Origin of the sequence: Pseudoalteromonas sp. NFXS39 (genome assembly GCF_040148775.1) — a bacterium.
GTDB classification, from domain to species: Bacteria; Pseudomonadota; Gammaproteobacteria; order Enterobacterales; family Alteromonadaceae; genus Pseudoalteromonas; species Pseudoalteromonas apostichopi.
This window is the reverse complement of sequence record NZ_JAGDEC010000001.1, coordinates 122313-140324: the sequence shown is the minus strand read 5'-3', so window position 1 is coordinate 140324 and position 18012 is coordinate 122313. Positions and strand designations below refer to the sequence as shown.

Annotated in this window: 13 protein-coding genes; 7 read left to right on the top strand and 6 right to left on the bottom strand. The window is 36.7% G+C overall.

What is annotated here, in order from left to right:
- Positions 1–88 precede the first annotated feature (88 nt).
- Both J3455_RS19810 and J3455_RS00600 read right to left on the bottom strand, forming a co-directional pair.
- Positions 89–406 carry a hypothetical protein gene (locus J3455_RS19810; protein WP_502935083.1) on the bottom strand — a complete coding sequence of 106 codons (318 nt, stop codon included), beginning with the start codon at positions 404–406 and terminating at the stop codon, positions 89–91.
- A 390-nt stretch (positions 407–796) separates the two neighbouring features.
- Positions 797–1360 (bottom strand): lipid-binding SYLF domain-containing protein, encoded by a 564-nt coding sequence (locus tag J3455_RS00600; RefSeq protein WP_349560750.1) that lies wholly within the window; start codon positions 1358–1360, stop codon positions 797–799.
- 142 nt (positions 1361–1502) lie between these two features.
- On the opposite strand from J3455_RS00600, the gene J3455_RS00595 reads away from it, so the two are divergent.
- Positions 1503–2714 carry a tyrosine-type recombinase/integrase gene (locus J3455_RS00595; RefSeq protein WP_349560749.1) on the top strand — a complete coding sequence of 404 codons (1212 nt, stop codon included), beginning with the start codon at positions 1503–1505 and terminating at the stop codon, positions 2712–2714.
- The gene (locus J3455_RS00590) at positions 2714–3904 is read left to right on the top strand and encodes a cation:proton antiporter (protein WP_349560748.1); all 1191 of its coding nucleotides are present in this window, start codon (positions 2714–2716) and stop codon (positions 3902–3904) included. The genes J3455_RS00595 and J3455_RS00590 overlap by 1 nt, the downstream gene beginning before the upstream one ends.
- A 52-nt stretch (positions 3905–3956) precedes the next feature.
- On the opposite strand, the gene ydiJ is transcribed toward J3455_RS00590, so the two are convergent.
- Positions 3957–7001, bottom strand: coding sequence for a D-2-hydroxyglutarate dehydrogenase YdiJ (ydiJ, locus tag J3455_RS00585; protein WP_349560747.1), 3045 nt, complete (start codon positions 6999–7001; stop codon positions 3957–3959).
- Positions 7002–7148: 147 nt separating this feature from the next.
- On the opposite strand from ydiJ, the gene J3455_RS00580 reads away from it, so the two are divergent.
- On the top strand, positions 7149–7358 hold the full coding sequence (locus J3455_RS00580) for a PGPGW domain-containing protein (RefSeq protein ID WP_130052369.1): 210 nt from the start codon (positions 7149–7151) through the stop codon (positions 7356–7358).
- An 80-nt stretch (positions 7359–7438) separates the two neighbouring features.
- Here the strand turns inward: J3455_RS00580 and ppsA are convergent, their stop codons facing one another.
- Entirely contained in the window at positions 7439–9814 is a 2376-nt protein-coding gene (gene ppsA / locus J3455_RS00575; RefSeq protein ID WP_349560746.1) for a phosphoenolpyruvate synthase, read from the bottom strand.
- A gap of 152 nt (positions 9815–9966) precedes the next feature.
- On the opposite strand from ppsA, the gene ppsR reads away from it, so the two are divergent.
- Positions 9967–10776, top strand: coding sequence for a posphoenolpyruvate synthetase regulatory kinase/phosphorylase PpsR (gene ppsR, locus J3455_RS00570; RefSeq protein ID WP_349560745.1), 810 nt, complete (start codon positions 9967–9969; stop codon positions 10774–10776).
- Positions 10777–10839: 63 nt separating this feature from the next.
- Here the strand turns inward: ppsR and J3455_RS00565 are convergent, their stop codons facing one another.
- The gene (locus tag J3455_RS00565; protein WP_054563102.1) at positions 10840–12189 is read right to left on the bottom strand and encodes a class II 3-deoxy-7-phosphoheptulonate synthase; all 1350 of its coding nucleotides are present in this window, start codon (positions 12187–12189) and stop codon (positions 10840–10842) included.
- 434 nt (positions 12190–12623) lie between these two features.
- On the opposite strand from J3455_RS00565, the gene J3455_RS00560 reads away from it, so the two are divergent.
- Positions 12624–13499 carry a DNA replication terminus site-binding protein gene (locus J3455_RS00560; protein WP_130052366.1) on the top strand — a complete coding sequence of 292 codons (876 nt, stop codon included), beginning with the start codon at positions 12624–12626 and terminating at the stop codon, positions 13497–13499.
- A 57-nt stretch (positions 13500–13556) separates the two neighbouring features.
- Here J3455_RS00560 and J3455_RS00555 read toward each other — a convergent pair whose 3' ends face one another.
- Positions 13557–14771: a hypothetical protein gene (locus tag J3455_RS00555; protein WP_054563104.1), complete on the bottom strand. Its 1215-nt coding sequence runs from the start codon at positions 14769–14771 to the stop codon at positions 13557–13559.
- A 769-nt stretch (positions 14772–15540) separates the two neighbouring features.
- Between J3455_RS00555 and J3455_RS00550 the strand changes: the two genes are divergently transcribed.
- Positions 15541–16779 (top strand): AAA family ATPase, encoded by a 1239-nt coding sequence (locus J3455_RS00550; protein WP_294090664.1) that lies wholly within the window; start codon positions 15541–15543, stop codon positions 16777–16779.
- Between the two features lie 14 nt (positions 16780–16793).
- Entirely contained in the window at positions 16794–17756 is a 963-nt protein-coding gene (locus J3455_RS00545) for a transcriptional regulator (protein ID WP_167657301.1), read from the top strand.
- Positions 17757–18012: the final 256 nt, after the last annotated feature.

Below are 18012 nucleotides of genomic sequence, written 5' to 3'. Positions count from 1 at the left end.
TTCCATCTTATTTATTAGGCTGATTCATTTGTTAAATCAACATATTAGTTTATATAAAACAACTAGTTCACATAAAGTTTTATACAATCTAATCACGTAATATGAAATCACTCTGGCAGGGGGCTTCACCATGTCTTTGATCTAAATTTGTGTTAGGGCAATTTTTAGTAAAAAATAACGCTTCTTCTAGAGAGTTCATTTGGCTGCAGTATTGTCGGCCATCACACTCATATTTTGCCTTCTCGTAATCAGAAATTGTGATGTCACGATTATGGCTGTACTTTGATTTTACAGGATCAATAATTTTTATTTTTATCGCTTCCTTCGGTGAGATACCACCATAATTCACCGCATAATGATCCCATGCAAAATAGCCAATGATGATAATTAGAAAAAATTTCCTCATTATAAATCCTTGTTATTATTGTTTAGACTAAAGTGAAGAGCGAATAGGCTTTGAGGCAGTAAGCCATATGTACAATACAGTAGCCGTACTATAATAAGGTGAAGAGGTAATATTAAGTAAAATAAGAGGCTTATAAGTTAAATGTGAAATTTCTGATAGGTTAGATAAATCTAAAGTTTGAACTTAATAGATGTTCCGAGTATTTAATTATTAGAAATACTGTCTTTGTAAAACAAACTGAAGGTATCTTCTTAAGATATGAAATGTTAGGGCTTACAAGTAAACCTATTAGATACTACCCATAAATTACGTTATGTTAAATAGCTCAAAATAATTAAAAGCGGGAGTTAAGTTGCTAACTAGCCCACTTTTAGAAGGGTTTTTGAAAGGTTAATTTAGTTCAGAATCCACCCAAAACTTAGTGCCTTTGAGTACTGCTTGAAGAGCAAGTCCATTTTCGGTTAAAGAATAAACCGTAACTTGGTCTGCAATTGCTTCGGCAACTAAAGCACCACCTTTTTCTTCATATTTTGCTGCTGCATCAGCATTTCCACCGAATGCCCAACCATGTTCAATAAAGCGATTTACTGCTGCTTGGTTATGAAAAACCATTACTACATTAAAGTCTTTTACACCTAAACCGAGTCCCAAACCAGCTTCACCCATATTCATATAAGTTGATTTACCAGTTAGGTTATTTTTAACGACACCATAACCGCCACCAAAACTGGCTAAAACAACGTTAACATTGGCATTATCAAAAACGGCATAACCAGCAGAGTTAGCAATTTGTTGTTTAACATCTGGCTTTTGTGCGTACAATTCACTCAATGTGTTATTTTTCATACTTTGCACTAAAGCACGTTTTTCATTAGGGGACGCACTACCTGTAGTGGCGCAACCGGTTAAAATTGTGGCCATTAAAACTAAACTAATAACGATATACTTTTTCATACATATTCCTTGAATATTAGTATGGCAATCTAATTAATGATTAACTGTTGCAAATATTTAAGATATCTTAAGTCCAATACTAGACAGTATCGGACTTTATGGTAGTCTTATAACTAGTTATTTTACAAGATTTTTCATTATTATGCTCGTTGCTCTCGTTGATACACTTAAACAACTGCGATACCAAATTGCCCATCTAGAAGATGATACTCTTGCAATAGAATATCCTGAACTTGATAACTTTATACAACAAGTTGGATTGACAGTTGCTGAATCAAAAAGTGACTTATCTTTTGTTTATCAATTTTTATATGTGTATGGTCGAAAATCAGAAGCAACTTTTAATCGCTTTCGAAATGAACTTGAGCGATTTTGTTTATGGTCATGGTTGATTGCTGAAAAATCGGTTTTTGAACTAAAACGCGAAGACATAGAAGCATATGTTGATTTTATGGTTGAGCCAGATTCAGCTTGGTTATCAAACTCAGTGCAATGGCGTTATAAAGATGAACAAGGTATAAGAAAGCTTAATAAAAATTGGCGCCCTTTCATTAATAAAGAAAATATAGCAAGCCAACAAACACTAGCTGCTATGTTTACTGCACTAAATGTATTTTATAAATTTGCGATTTTAGAAGAAAAAACGTTTGCTAATTTTGTACCGGTAGTTAAAAAGAATAGTCCATATTTAGTAGTGCAATCACAAATTAAGATTCCAGATACACTGAGTGACATTCAATGGGAGTATGTGTTTGGTGTAACACGTGACCTATGTGAGCATCAGCCTGATTTAGAAAGAAATTTATTTACACTAGCTTGTTTGAAAGGTTTGTATTTACGTATTTCTGAGTTATCTGAAAGACCACAGTGGTCGCCGGTGATGTCACATTTTTGGCAAGACAATGATGGCTTTTGGTTTTTAAGAATTATGGGTAAAGGTAATAAATTACGTGATGTCACTTTAAGTGAAGATTTTATCACTTACCTAAAACGTTACAGATTATACCGAGGCTTACCTGCCCTCCCCCGTGTTGATGAAGCCGAACCATTAGTACACAAAATTCGTGGTAAAGGTGGTATGACTGTTCGACAAATTCGTCGGTTAGTACAGCAAAGTTTTGATTTAGCAAAACAATCATTATTAGATGATGGTTTTAAAGACGATGCGGAACAACTTGAAGCGGCAACGGCTCACTGGTTAAGGCATACAGGTGCAACCCATGATGCTCAAACAAGACCGCTTAAACACTTATCGGAAGATTTAGGTCATGCAAAAATTGCTACGACTGATCAAATTTATATTCAAACAAATATAAAAGAACGCGCAAAGTCTGGAATTAAAAGGAAAGTTTAATGGAATATACCATACTCGCATTAGTTGGTTTAGCTTTGTTATTTTACTCACTGACAATTCGTCAGTTAGAACGAACAGAAATAACCGGGCCAATGTTTTTTGTTCTAGTTGGCATCGCTATGTCTTACTTTTTGCCTAGTGAGTTCAAGTTAGGTGAAGCGGGACTCAGTGAAATATTACCTTTAGTTGAATTAACTCTAAGTATTTTTTTATTTACCGATGCAGCAAAATCAAAACTGGCAGTATTAAAACATAGTTATCAATATCCTAGTTTTTTACTTTTTGTAGCTTTGCCAATGACATTACTATTAGGTGTTGCAGGTGCGTTGTTTTTCTTTTCTGAGTTATCGCTTTTTCAATCTGCTTTGATTGCTATTATTTTAACGCCGACTGATGCAGCTCTTAGTAAAGGCATTTTAGAATCCACATCTGTACCTGAAAATGTTCGCGAAGGTATAAATACTGAGAGTGGTTTGAACGATGGACTTTGCGTACCAATATTTTTAGTTCTACTTTTATTAGCACAAAATCCAGAGAGTGCAGTAACAACGATTGATACCCTACTCGTTTTTGGTCGAGAATTAGGAGTCGCACTCGTTATTGCCGGCGTGTCTATGGCTGTGTTTATACCTCTTTTAAAAATTGCATTAGCACGTCATTATTTTGCAAATAACAGCAGCCCATTTTTATTAATTGGCTTGGTAATGGCTATTTTCTCTTTAACACAAAATTTTCATGGTAGTGGTTTTATTGCCGTTTTTGTAGCGGGACTATTATTTGATTACTTAGCACCTAAAAAAATTCGTTCAACATTAGTTAAAGACTCTGAACATATCGCTGAATTTGTTGCACTACTTATTTGGTGTTTATTCGGTTTTGTTTGTGGGCACTTAATTGTGAATGATATTACATGGCCAATTGTATTTTATGCCTTACTAAGCGTAACGATTTTTAGAATTGTGCCAGTTTTAATTTCGCTTATATTCACTAATTTAAATTTCAAAGACAAATTTACATTTGCTTGGTTTGGTCCTCGAGGTTTAGCGTCTATTGTTTTTACTTTAATGGTTATGGACACAGCAATTGTGAACAAAGAACAAATTGCTACAGTGACATTAACGACAATTTTATTTAGCGTATTTATTCATGGCATGAGTACCAAGCCAATTGCAAAAAGTTACCAAAAATAAAGGCGCGTTAAGCGCCTTTATTTTTTTAATGAATTTAATAGCACTTTAATTTTTAAAGTAGCTCAGCAATTAATTGTAATGGGTGTTTTGGTTTGAATTTTTCATAGCGCTTTACTTGGCTGCGACATGAGAACCCTGTTGCTAAAATTGTTTCAGGTTCATTGTCGGCAACAATTGGTTGCCAACTCATTTCATAAAGTGCGCGTGAATTTTCTTGGTTCTGTTTTTCGTGGCCATAGGTTCCTGCCATTCCGCAACAACCAGTACTTGTTGTGTCTAATTGTAAATTCAGGTCAGCAAAAATAGTTTGCCAAACTTTAGACGCATTTGGCATTGCTGTTGTTTCAGTACAATGACTTAACAGCTTAAATGGCGAAGTCATATTAGTGGTAAGTGAAACTTGTTTGAAGTTTTGCGTTTGAAGCCATTCATGGGCAAGTTCAACTTTAAAATCACCACGGTCTTCTTTTAAGATTGATACATATTCATCTCGGTAACACATAACCAAAGAAGCATCGAGTCCAACTAATGGTGCATTGATTTCACTCAGTGAATTTAAAAACTCAGCAGCATTTTTTGCTGTTGTTCTAAATTCATTTAAAAACCCTTTCACATGCTGTGCTTTACCATTTGGTTTAAAAGGTAATAGCATTGGTTTTTTGCCTAACGCTTTAATTACTTTAATAAAGCTTTCGACTAATTCGGCTTCATAAAAACTAGTAAATGGATCTTGTACTATCAGTACATATTCGGCTTGCTCTTCTTTTGAAAGCGAATTAAGTAATTCAAAATTGAAATGCTGCTTTTTTGAAACACGTTTTGAAAGTTGCGGGACGCTTAAACTGGGCGTATCAACATAACCAATCGTATTTTTGATTAACCCAGAAACAAGTTTAGTGTTTACTATTGGGTTAACAACTTTAGCAAATTTTGCCATAACAGGTGCAGTTTGCTCGATACCCGCAACTAAGTAATCCTTAGCTGGTCGTGCATAATAACTGTGATAGAAATTTAAAAACCTTGAACGAAATGTTGGAACATCCACTTTGATTGGGCATGCAGTGGTACATGCTTTACAAGCTAAACATTCATCCATAGATTCTTTTACCTCGTGAGAGAAATCATAAACGCCCTTTTTCTTATCACGACTATGTTGATAGCGCTCCCACCAAGTGATGACTTCGCCATTGATCAATTCTTTTTCAACATTGAGCAAATCAATATTTTCTGACTCTTGAAGTCGTAGCCATTCACGCATTAAACTTGCGCGCCCTTTTGGTGAATAACGGCGGTCACCAGTAACTTTATAAGATGGGCACATTGGTGATTTTTCATCATAGTTAAAACACAGGCCATTACCGTTACAGGTCATAGCGTTATTAAATTCTGTTTTAACATCGATAGAAATTTCTTTGTCGAACCAAGCTCGCTTTTGATCATCAACTGAAACTAGTGAGTCTTTACATTCAAGTGGAGTACAGATTTTACCTGGATTTACTCTATTATTTGGATCAAATGCCGCTTTTATTTTTCTTAATTGTGTAAATAAATGTTCGCCAAAAAATTCAGGGCCATATTCACTACGATACCCTTTGCCATGCTCACCCCACATTAAGCCCCCATATTTGGCAGTAAGTTTAACGACTTCATCTGAAATCTGTCGAAGTAATTTTTCTTGTTCAGGGTCGCACATATCAAGAGCTGGTCGAACATGTAATACGCCAGCATCAACATGGCCGAACATCCCATATTGTAGGTTGTGTTTATCGAGAAGTTCACGAAACTCGACTATAAAATCTGCTAAGTTTTCTGGTGGAACCGCAGTATCTTCAGCAAAAGCTAACGGTTTTTGACTGCCTTTTACATTACCTAAAAGGCCTACTGATTTTTTGCGCATTGCATAAATTTTTAAAATATCAGCTTTGTCATTCGTTAACTGATAACCGATCACCCCATTAGTTTGTTTTTCAACACATTCATCAAGTAACTTGCAAAGAGTATCTACTTTATCTTTAATATCTTCAGGTGAAACAGCATTAAACTCAACCATGTTGAGTCCTTGCATTTCTCTGTTTTCAACATCGGTTATTAAGTCCGATACTGAGTGCCAAATAATATCCTCACGAGCAAGGTTAAGTACTTTACTGTCGACAGTTTCTACAGAAGTTGCATTTGCTGCAACTAAGAATGGTGAATGACGCAGAGCAGAATGAAAGCTATCATATTTAATGTTAATTAAAGTCTTAAATTCTGCAATTGGTGTAATGTTTAGTTTTGCTTCAGTTACAATACCTAATGATCCTTCAGAGCCAGTAATTAATCGGCTCATATCAAAGGTTTGTAAATCATCAGAAAAAATATGTTCTAAATCGTAGCCGGTAAGAAAGCGGTTTAAACGCGGGAACTTTTCTAAAATAGCATCACGGTTCTCAAGACCAATATCGATAACTGTTTTATATAATTTACCTATGGTTGTGTTTTGTTCAGCAATTATTTTTGCTTTTTCAACGCTCATAGGTGTTGTAGACATTTCTGTGCCATCAACAAGATAAGTAGTAAGGCCTAAAACATGATCACTTGTTTTGCCATAAACTAAAGAGCCTTGACCTGAGGCGTCTGTATTTATCATTCCACCAATTGTTGCTCGGTTACTAGTTGACAGATCAGGTGCAAAGAAAAAACCGTAAGGACGTAAAAAGTCATTTAATTGGTCTTTTATTACACCAGTTTGAACGCGCACCCAGTTTTCTTCGACATTGATTTCTAATATTTCACGCATATAGCGAGATAAATCAACAACTATTCCTGGCGTTAGCGATTGGCCATTAGTACCCGTGCCACCACCACGTGGACCAAAAGTCAGTGATAAAAACGGATCACGTGACGCAATTTGCATAGCAAGTTGTATGTCTTTTGCTGACTTTGGAAAGATGACACCTTGAGGTACTTGTTGATAAACGCTGTTATCGGTCGATAAACTTAAACGTGTAGAAAAGCTTGCATCGGTATCACCACTAAAACCTTGTTTTTTAATTGTTTCTAAGTAATTAGATACGAGTTCTGTGGCAGCTTGTTGTTGGCTTATTGTTGCTATCATGACGGTGATAAATTAAGGCATTTTGCAAATTATATCATGCTAATAGCTAAGATAAATTGAAGATTTTACAGTTTGTAACACTCTTTTTATCGATTTCGGGAGTAATGCTTTTATACTGTGTAATAAAGCAGCAAATGAGATAGACAGATGAAAAAAATTGCATTAATCAGTTTAGGTGCTTTATGCATGTTATTGGGATTAGTTTTTGTTATTATTCCCGGACCGTCGCTGATCTTTTTTATTGCCGGACTTTTCTGTTTATCTTTTTATTATCCTAAAGCGCGTGATTATTTAGCCTTGTGCCAAAAGGCACTTACTAAGTCATGTGCTTATATAGATAAAAAACTTGCTCGCTGATTTCTAATTGAGTAACAAAAATGCCAGCTAAATGCTGGCATTTTTTATATTAGAATCTTTATTTTAGATAAATAAAGTACTTAGTCTGCTAATTTCTTAGCAAGATATAACCAAGTTTCTAATACTGTATCAGGGTTTAGAGAAACAGAATCAATACCCTGCTCAACTAACCAAGCTGCAAAATCTTCATGATCTGAAGGACCTTGACCACATATACCTACGTATTTGCCTTTTGCTTTAGCAGTTTGAATTGCCATTGATAATAGTTTCTTGATTGCAGGGTTACGCTCATCAAATAGATGTGCAATTAAACCAGAATCACGGTCAAGACCTAATGTTAACTGAGTTAAATCGTTTGAACCGATAGAGAAACCATCGAAATACTCTAAGAACTCATCTGCTAGTAAAGCGTTTGATGGTAATTCACACATCATGATTACTTTAAGACCATTTTCGCCACGTTTAAGGCCATGTTCTTCAAGTAGTTCAATAACGCGTTTACCTTCTTCAAGTGTACGAACAAATGGGATCATGATTTCGATATTAGTCATACCCATTTCGTTACGAACACGTTTAATCGCTTCACACTCTAGCGCGAAACAGTCACGGAAATCTTCAGAGATATAACGTGCTGCACCACGGAAACCAATCATTGGGTTTTCTTCTTCCGGCTCATATTGCTGGCCGCCAACAAGGTTCGCATATTCGTTTGACTTGAAGTCAGACATACGAACAATTACACGCTCTGGTGCAAACGCACAACCTAGTGTTGCAATACCTTCAACAAGCTTAGAAATATAGAATTCAACTGGCGATTCATAACCAGCCATCATTTCTGAAATTTCAGCTTTAAGCTCATCAGATTGCGCATCAAAATTAAGAAGCGCTTTAGGATGAACACCAATCATACGGTTGATTACGAATTCAACACGAGCAAGACCAACACCAGCATGCGGTAAACGTGCAAAGTCAAATGCACGATCAGGGTTACCCACGTTCATCATAACTTTCATTGGCAATTCTGGCATTTCATCAACGCGTGAAGTAAGTACTTCGTAATCTAAAATACCTTCGTAGATGTAACCTGTATCACCTTCGGCACACGATACTGTTACATCTTGGCCTGCTTTAATTAAATCAGTTGCATTACCACAACCAACAACAGCAGGAATACCTAATTCACGAGCAATGATCGCTGCGTGGCAAGTACGGCCACCACGGTTTGTAACAATCGCAGCGGCACGTTTCATGATTGGCTCCCAGTCTGGGTCAGTCATGTCAGTAACTAGAATGTCACCTTGTTGTACTTTGTCCATTTCGTCAATTGAATCTAGTACGCGAACTGTACCTGAACCAATTTTATGGCCAATTGCACGGCCTTCAGCAACAACTGTGCTTGTACCATTTAATTGGAAACGCTCCATTACGTTAGCGTCTTCGTTTGAACGAACTGTTTCTGGACGCGCTTGAACGATGTAAAGTTTACCGTCGTTACCGTCTTTTGCCCACTCGATGTCCATTGGACGACCGTAGTGTTTTTCAATGATCACAGCTTGCTTTGCAAGTTCTTGAACTTCAGCATCTGTGATTGAGAATTTGTTTGAAAGCGAAGAATCTACATCAACAATTTCAACTTGCTTACCGTGTGATTCATCCGCAGAGTAAATCATTTGAATTGCTTTTGAACCAATATTACGGCGAACTACAGCAGGTTTACCGTTAGCAAGTGTTGGTTTGTGAACATAAAATTCATCTGGGTTTACAGCACCCTGTACAACCATTTCACCAAGACCATAGCTTGAAGTTACAAATACAACATCTTCAAAGCCAGATTCAGTATCAATACTGAACATAACACCTGAAGCTGCTTTATCTGAACGAACCATGCGTTGGATACCCGCTGATAATGCAACACCACGGTGATCATAACCTTGGTGTACACGGTAAGAAATAGCGCGGTCATTAAATAGTGAGGCAAACACGTGTTTGATGGCAGTCATTACTGCATCAATACCACGTACGTTTAAAAACGTTTCTTGTTGTCCTGCGAATGAAGCGTCTGGCATGTCTTCTGCTGTAGCAGATGAGCGAACTGCAAATGAAACATCTTGTGATGCGTCGCCATGTAATTTGCTATATGCGTCGCGGATGGCTTGGTCTAGGTTAGGTTGGAATGGTGTATCAATAATCCATTGGCGGATTTCGGCACCGACTTTAGCGAGTGTATTTACATCATCCACATCCAATGTGTCTAAAATGTCGTGGATTTTTGAGTTTAACCCAGATTGCTCTAGAAACTCGTTGAATGCATCAGCGGTTGTAGCGAAACCACCTGGCACTTGAACACCAGCGTTAGCTAGGTTTGAGATCATTTCACCCAGTGAAGCGTTTTTACCGCCAACACGTGGAACATCTTGCATACCAAGCTCTTGATACCAGAGAACGTATTCTTGCACGGATCTTTCTCCATAAACAAATTGTAGTACTAACTGTGAGAGTTAAGAAAGAAAACCTTCTAAAAAGGTCGTAGTCATTCTACACTGGCAACAGACCTCACGTAAACCGTGAAGCCCCTATTTTGCAGATAAAGGTAATAAAAAGGTTAAATATGAGAACTGCATTTTATATTTCTGATGGAACAGCAATCACTTCTGAAGTATTTGGTCATGCGACCTTATCAATGTTTCCTGTGGATTTTAATCACAAAACAATTCCTTTCGTTGAAACTGAAAAAAAAGCGAATGAAGTTAAGAACTTGATCAATTCAACCGCACAGCGTGATGGCGAACAGCCATTAGTATTTTTTACTTTTGTTAATCATGAGCTAAGTGAGATAATTAAATCTTCTTGTGCGGTTTGCTATGACTTTTTATCACAATATAGCGATAAAATTTCTCAAGAATTAGAAGTTGCACCTGTACCAAAAGTACATAGAACTCATTCAATGCACGAGAAAAGTTATGATTTTCGCATTGACGCAGTTAACTATGCGTTGACTAATGATGATGGTGCTAATATTAAAAACTACTCAGAAGCAGATATTATTTTAGTAGGTGTAAGCAGAAGTGGTAAAACACCGACTAGCTTATACCTAGCATTGCAATATGGTATTAAAGCGGCTAACTACCCTCTTACAGAAGATGATTTAGAAAGAGGCGCTTTGCCTGAATGTTTAAAGGCTTACAAACATAAACTATTTGGTTTAACTATTGACCCTGTTCGCCTTGCGGATATTCGACAGCGTCGTATGGCGAATTCAAAATATGCGTCTTTAAAACAGTGTCGTATTGAAGTACGTGAAGTAGAAATGCTTTATAAAAAACAGAAGATTCAATATCTCAATTCAACACATCATTCAGTTGAAGAAATATCTGCGAAAATTATATCTGATACAGGTCTTGAAAGACGTAAGTACTAACTTAATTTAGTATCGGACATTAAAAAGGCTGCACGTTGCAGCCTTTTTGGTTAACTTAGGATGTTACTTACGTGCGTCTTTTAATAAATCAGCAACTAAGAAACCAAGTTCTAATACTTGATCCGCATTTAAACGTGGGTCGCACTGTGTACGGTAACGTTGAGCTAAATCTTCATCTGATAATCCATACGCACCACCAGTACACTCTGTTACATGTTGGCCTGTCATCTCAAGGTGAACACCACCTGGGTAAGAACCCTCGGCCTTGTGAACTGCAAAGAACTGGCTGATTTCACGAAGAATATTATTAAAGCTACGTGTCTTATAACCTGAACTCGCTTTTTCTGTATTGCCATGCATTGGATCGGAACTCCAAATAACTTTACGGCCTTCTTGTTGTACTTTACGGACGAGAGCCGGTAACTTTTCTGGAAGAACATCAGCACCCATTCGTGTGATTAAAGTTAAGCGACCAGGGATGTTATCTGGGTTAACTGCATCAATAAGCTTGATAAGTTCATCTGGGTCCATACCCGGGCCAACTTTTACGCCTATTGGGTTTTTAATACCTTTAAAGAATTCGATATGCGCGTGGTCTAATTGTCGAGTACGCTCACCAATCCAAACAAAGTGTGCAGAACAATCGTACCAGTCACCTGATAAGTGGTCACGGCGTGTAAGTGCCTCTTCGTAACCTAGTAATAAGGCTTCGTGTGATGTAAATAAGTCAGTTTCTTTTAGGCTTGGAGCAACAGTTGAGTCAATACCACACACTTCCATAAACTCAAGTGCATCTTGAATTCTATCCGCTAACTGTTGGTACTTCTCTTTAAGTGGGTTTGCTGCAACAAAACCCATGTTCCAACGGTTTACTTGGTGTAAATCCGCTAAGCCACCTTGAGCAAATGCGCGTAATAGATTTAACGTTGCTGCACTGTGATGATATGCCGTCATTAAACGCTGTGGATCTGGTACTCGAGCTTGCTCTGTGAATTCAAAATTATTGATGATATCACCACGGTACGAAGGTAATGACACACCATCAATTGTCTCGTAATCTGACGAACGTGGTTTAGCATACTGACCAGCCATACGGGCGATCTTAACTACAGGGCACTTACCACCATAAGTTAAAACAACGGCCATCTGTAAAAGTGTTTTAAATGTATCGCGAATGTTTGCAGCATTAAAGTCACTAAATGACTCTGCACAATCACCACCTTGTAATAAGAAAGCTCTGCCTTCACATACAGCTTCTAGTTGTTTGTATAAGCTACGCGTCTCTTCAGCAAATACTAAAGGTGGTGCGCTTTTTAATTGTCCCTCAACTGATTTAAGGGCTTCTTGATCTGGGTACTCTGGCTGCTGAAGTATCGGCAGTTTTCTCCAGCTGTCTGGGTTCCACGATTGCATGTTCTTTCCTCATTCCTAACATAGACCGTTAACGAAAACTAACTTATTGCACGTAGTAAGTTCAAGGACAATATTCAGGTATTTGTAATTATTTAGTTATTTAATAAATTCTTTAAGTATTAATGATTAAAACCGAAGAGTTTAAACCATTTAAAACAGATAGTTATCACTATTCTTATGCGTTTACTCTTTACAACAAAGGAAGAACACATCTTACCATAAGTTACTATCTATGTAACCTCAGCTTTACGCTAGACAAATACACTTTTCTAGCACTATATTGAAAAATAATAAAAGCGTGCTATGGAATACAATAAAGAACACATCATACTTTATTCGTGATTATAGTTAGGTCAGCAATATACATAATGGAAACTTCAAATTATCAAAAGAAAAGGTTAAACTTGAAACATGAGTATGTAAGATGTGTTCTTATGAGTACAAAGCTAGAAATTCGCAGTCAGTTTGATTTGGTAAGTGAGCTAACCCATTTATTTTGTGAAGAATTAAAACAGATGGGGTTTTATAAAGCGTCATATTATCAGTTGCCAGATATAAATATTAACGATGAAAAACAAGTTCCTTCTAATATCCCTGTTAATAAATTTGAGGGAGAGGAAGCTCAAAAGCAAATTCTTAATTCTTTTGGGGACTTTTACAAGAAAACGGGGTTAAGTAGCCGTGTATTAAAAAGGCATCCTGGGTTGTTAGTACTAAAAGATGTCGATAAGCAGTTTATTACCGCACGAATAAATCAGTTAAATAAAGCTAAATCCGATTTTAAAAACTGTGTGTTAGCAATTGATAATAATGATGCACGCTTTGAAGCTGTTCACAACGCAGTGCCAAACCTTATTACTTTAGCTGCTTATCGTAAAATTCATTTTGAAACTGAGTCCCCCTACTCTGTTCGTTTTACCTGGATGCACAAACATGCAACAAAAACGCTTACAAAAAAAATGGCGTTAGCTATGTTAGAAAAGTCGGCAGGTTATTCAAATCCAAGAATGATCGACCAACATTCTTGGCAAGCACTTGTAGCACAAGAACAAAGTCGTGTTGCAAGTTTGGGTGATAAAGAAAAATTACGAATTCGCAGGCCTACAAGAGTAAGTCCACAAGTAAATGTAAGATACACAGCGCAAAACCGATATCATGTTAGTGCAGCTCTCCCATTTATTTTGATAAACCCAGAACCAGATGTAAAACTTGGTACATTATCAGATTACCAAAAACCGGAGAGTCATCCTCGGAAAAGAGAATATGATTTCTTAGTAGATAGACTTTACTTAGAACAAGTAACAGATTGATTATGTTAAAAAGGCCACATGCGTGGCCTTTTTTCATAGTATGTATTATTAATGAAATTAATCTTCTACTATTTCTTCAATTTTATCTTCATCGATTAAAACTGCATTCTCGACAATACGTTTACCACCTTGAATTTCGATTCGTTTATTATGCTTATTAAGCGTAAGAATCTCATCGCAAAATTGATCAGACGGATGCATCTCGTAAGTGTAATCAATAATATTACCGGTTTTGTCATCTTTAACATTGGTAATGTTATATTCAGAAATTGCACCTTTCTCAATTAAGTCTTTCATTGTAGTTGTCATATCACGACGTAATGCTTTTAATTTATTCTCGGTAATTTCGTCGGTTGAATAAATTGAGCCGTACTTTTCCATGATAGATAAAAGGCGGAAATGGTAAGTTTTACCCGGAGCAGCGTAGCGCCATAAATGATATAAACGAAGCATCATCCAACGAGATAAACCACGTTTTAATTCTTGAGCACTATTGAAGTAGTAGCCTTTATATTCAAGGTTGTCGATCATGTTATGAACAAATGCGTTCAAACATGCCACACATTTCACGTTACCACCCTGACCTTTTTTGCCACTAAAATGAAGTGATGACAAAAAGTTCATGTTCGATTCGTAAAATGAATCATCAATATCTGAGTTACGGGTATCTGTCGCTGAATATTTAAAAGAAAGTTTAGAACCTTGTAATGCCTCTAATGATTCTTTAATTTGTGGATACGGCATCGATTGACCAACCGCTTTTAATTCTTGCGCTAATTCATTCATCGAAAAAACAACCGCGTATTGAATTCCCGATTTAAAATTAATTTTTACAATCTTACCTTTTGAGGCTAATCGAATTAAGGCTCGTTCCACCTTTTCTTCACGATCAGATGGCCAAACAAGGTATTCTACATCTTCACCATCTTTACGTGTACTTACCACTGCAGGTGTTATTTTAATTTCGCCATCATAAAGAATGCCATCTACTTTTTCAGAAATTTTTCGAGTAACAATTGTTTTCTTTGGTGCTTCTTCAACAGGAAGCTTCTTATGACCAGAACGAACAAAACGTCCCCATAAATCATAATGATTAAAAGTATTCGAGTAAGCTCTCAAACCATGTGCTGCATTTTCAATTGAAACGCGCACATCTTTATTGTCTGTAAATAGTGCAAGACTTTCATTATCAATCGCACTTTCCACCCCGTGGATCTGCCCGCGTAAAGTATCGGGTAAGTTATCTACCGAGATGTTGACCTTTCGGCTCATTGTTCTTATTTCCAATTTTTCTTCGACAGTTAATAACAACACATAAAACTTCAAAAGTTAAATGTTTAAGTTAGTATAAACTTGATCCGATCATAATTTATTTCTTTGGATCAGATTTATACCAACTAATTCTTACTAGCTAATTTTCAGATCAGATTTTTACTAAGTTATAGTTCATAGGTCGTGATTTTACTAACTCAGTTCAAATTATGTCCTGCAAAACGCCTTTTTATAGCAAATTAACACGACATAAATCCCATTTTCAAAACACCATGTGGATAAAGCGACTTCAAGTTAGCATAGATCTGATCTGTACCAACTATAGATCAGATCCATACTAACTTATTGCTTGATTTGATTAGCTTGTCAGTGCATAACTTTATAATTTGGTTAGTAAAAAATTGATCTATACCGATGGTTTTGTGAATAAACTCGTGACTAAGCTGTGCATAACTCAAATGCTCATTTTTTGCTTAGTATTAGGCTGATCTGTGAGTAATAAGAGATCTGATCTTTACCAAGTAAAAGTATGATCTGGCTTTTTACTAAATATTCAATAAAATCAGTTAGATATTTCTATATTTTAGCATCTTAACCTTATATACCTATATATTTAACCGATATTAATCTTATTTATTTATACTTAGCTTCAAGAAAGTTACAATTTTTTATTAAATGTCTTATAAATAAAAGGTATGTCGTCTTAAATACTTGTTTACAGCAATTTGAATGGACATTATACTTAAAGCATAACTTTGAGGAAGAAAGTATGTCTATCAATAATAATGCGCTAGCCACTTATAGGTTACTAAAAGCGACAGCAGAAGTTGCTGAAAAATCGCTAGAAGGACGTATTCAACATTATCGTGCTCATCTAAAGTCTGAAGAAAAAGAACTTCGAACTTATACCCAAAAAGCAGCAGCTGATTTATTAGGCTGTAATAATCGTACCTTAAAACGACGCCATGATAATGGTGACTTTGATGAACTTAACATTAAACGTGGTGCAAATGGTCACTATGCATATACCTTAGTAAATATTTTTGCTATGGCCGATATCATGGATATTAAGCCTGATCACCGTACAGATGACGATAAATTACAAGTTATCGTTATCAATTCATTAAAAGGTGGCTGTGGTAAAACAACAAGCATGGTAAATATTGCCGCTGCACTTGCTACTACCAACATTAAACGCTATCGAATCGGTATTATTGATCTTGATCCACAAGGCTCTTCGTCAAGTTTCTTCCCACCAAGTGAGCCAGACCCGATCACTGTGGGTGACTTGATGCGTGATTGTATCGAGCTTGAAGAAAATGAAACTTGGCATGAGCTAGTAGGTAATTCTTTTTTACCTACCCACATTCCTAATATTCGTATTTTACCTTCAGGTATGGATGACTTTTACTTTGAGCATGAAACAGCAACTTTATTAAAAGATAGCTCTAGTTACGATAAAACACGTCACTATCATAAGCTGCTAGAAAAAGTTATCGAGCCAGTAAAAGACCAATTTGACATTATTCTAATTGATACAGCTCCATCCCTTAACTTTATGTTTTATAATGCATTAATGGCTTCAACTGCGATGCTTATTCCGGTTCATCCTGAAGCTGTCGACTTTGATGCAAACAATAAATACTTAAAACGATTAGGTGAGATTTACCATACAGTTGCAGCACTTGGTCACCAAGGTTGGGATTTTATGCAATTCTTGGTAACTAACTATGTTAAGGGTAACCACTCACAACGAGATATTGTTAAAGATGTTCGTAGTGCATTTGGTCGCCAAGTAATGAGCTATCCAATTAATCATAGTTCTGCTATCACAGCTAGTTCATCATCTTTTAACACCATTTTTGATCAAAAAACCTCTGACAGCTTAGCTAGTCGTGAGTCTTTACTTCGTGCTCAAGAAAATATCAAAGATGTAGTAGATGAGCTTGAAATGCTGATCCGCTCGAATTGGCAATCAACTCAGTCGTCTCTAAATTCAGCTAAGTAAGGTAAAGAATAAAAATGGCTAAAAAACGTAAAAATGATACCAGCTTAGACCCTTTTTCAACCTCAATTGAAAGTAGTAGCTTAGATGCTTTGCTTGAACAGGCATCGGCTGGCGATGTTATTAGTATGCCAGCACCTAGCGATCCTACTCGCCAAATTACCCTGGTGTGTAAGGTTATTCCTAGCTCAGAAATTGAAGCAAGAACAAAGGTCTATGGTAAAAACCGCCGCGTACAATCATTACTAAATGAAAAGTCAGTTGCCGATATCCTTCCCGCAATTGCCGAAGACGGCCGCAACCAGCACCCTGCACTATGTTGGGATAAAGGTGACGAAATGCTTGTGTTAGCAGGCTCTCGTCGTCGTAAAGCATGTATTTTGAGTAACTCTGATTACTTAGTTTTAAGCTCTGAAGATTTTACAGATCAAGATGCTAAAATCCTTGCTGTATCATCAGACCAATACATTGCCCCAAGTCTGTGGGAGCTTGGTCAAGCTTATCAACAAACCCGTGATGAACTTATTGCTGAGGGTAAAAAGGGCTCTTATCGTGAGATTGCGGCAATTGAGGGGGTATCTCACACTGCGATTGCTGATGCTATCAAAGCTTATGAGAATCTCCCTGCAACAGTTTTGAGCCTTTATCCTACAGCTAACCATGTTGGCCGTGAAGTGGCCAAAAAGCTAATTAGTGCCAAAGAACGTGATGAGCAGTTATTCACTAAGTTAGTAAATGATGTGAGTAGTGATGCTGAAATAGCGCAAATTAGTAGTGATGATAAACGTGCTCTGGCAATTACGAAATTATTAACTGCTGAGCCTGCAACGCCAAGTCGCCGAGAAGCGCTCATCGACAGTGAGTTTGTTAGCGTACAGCGCAATATCAAAAGCGGCGATTTATCTGTCAAAATCGATAATAAAGTGATGACAGACAAACGTTTAGAGCAGTTAACTAAACTTTTAAATAGCTTTAATTAGTTAGTAAAATAATGATCTATCGCGCTTTTACTGTTAGTAAAAGCGTGATCCCAACCTCCCATTTGTTAGTAAAATAATGATCTAATAATGTAAAAATAGCTACTTATTAGCCTCTCAGATCAGTTTTTTACCAACTAATAACCCCTTTACAGGCTTTTTACTCCATAAATTTGTTTACTTAGTAAAAAAGCGATCTGTAAAGCCCCTGCCTTGTTATTAAGCTGTTTATATCTTGTGTGATTGTTGTTTGTTAAAT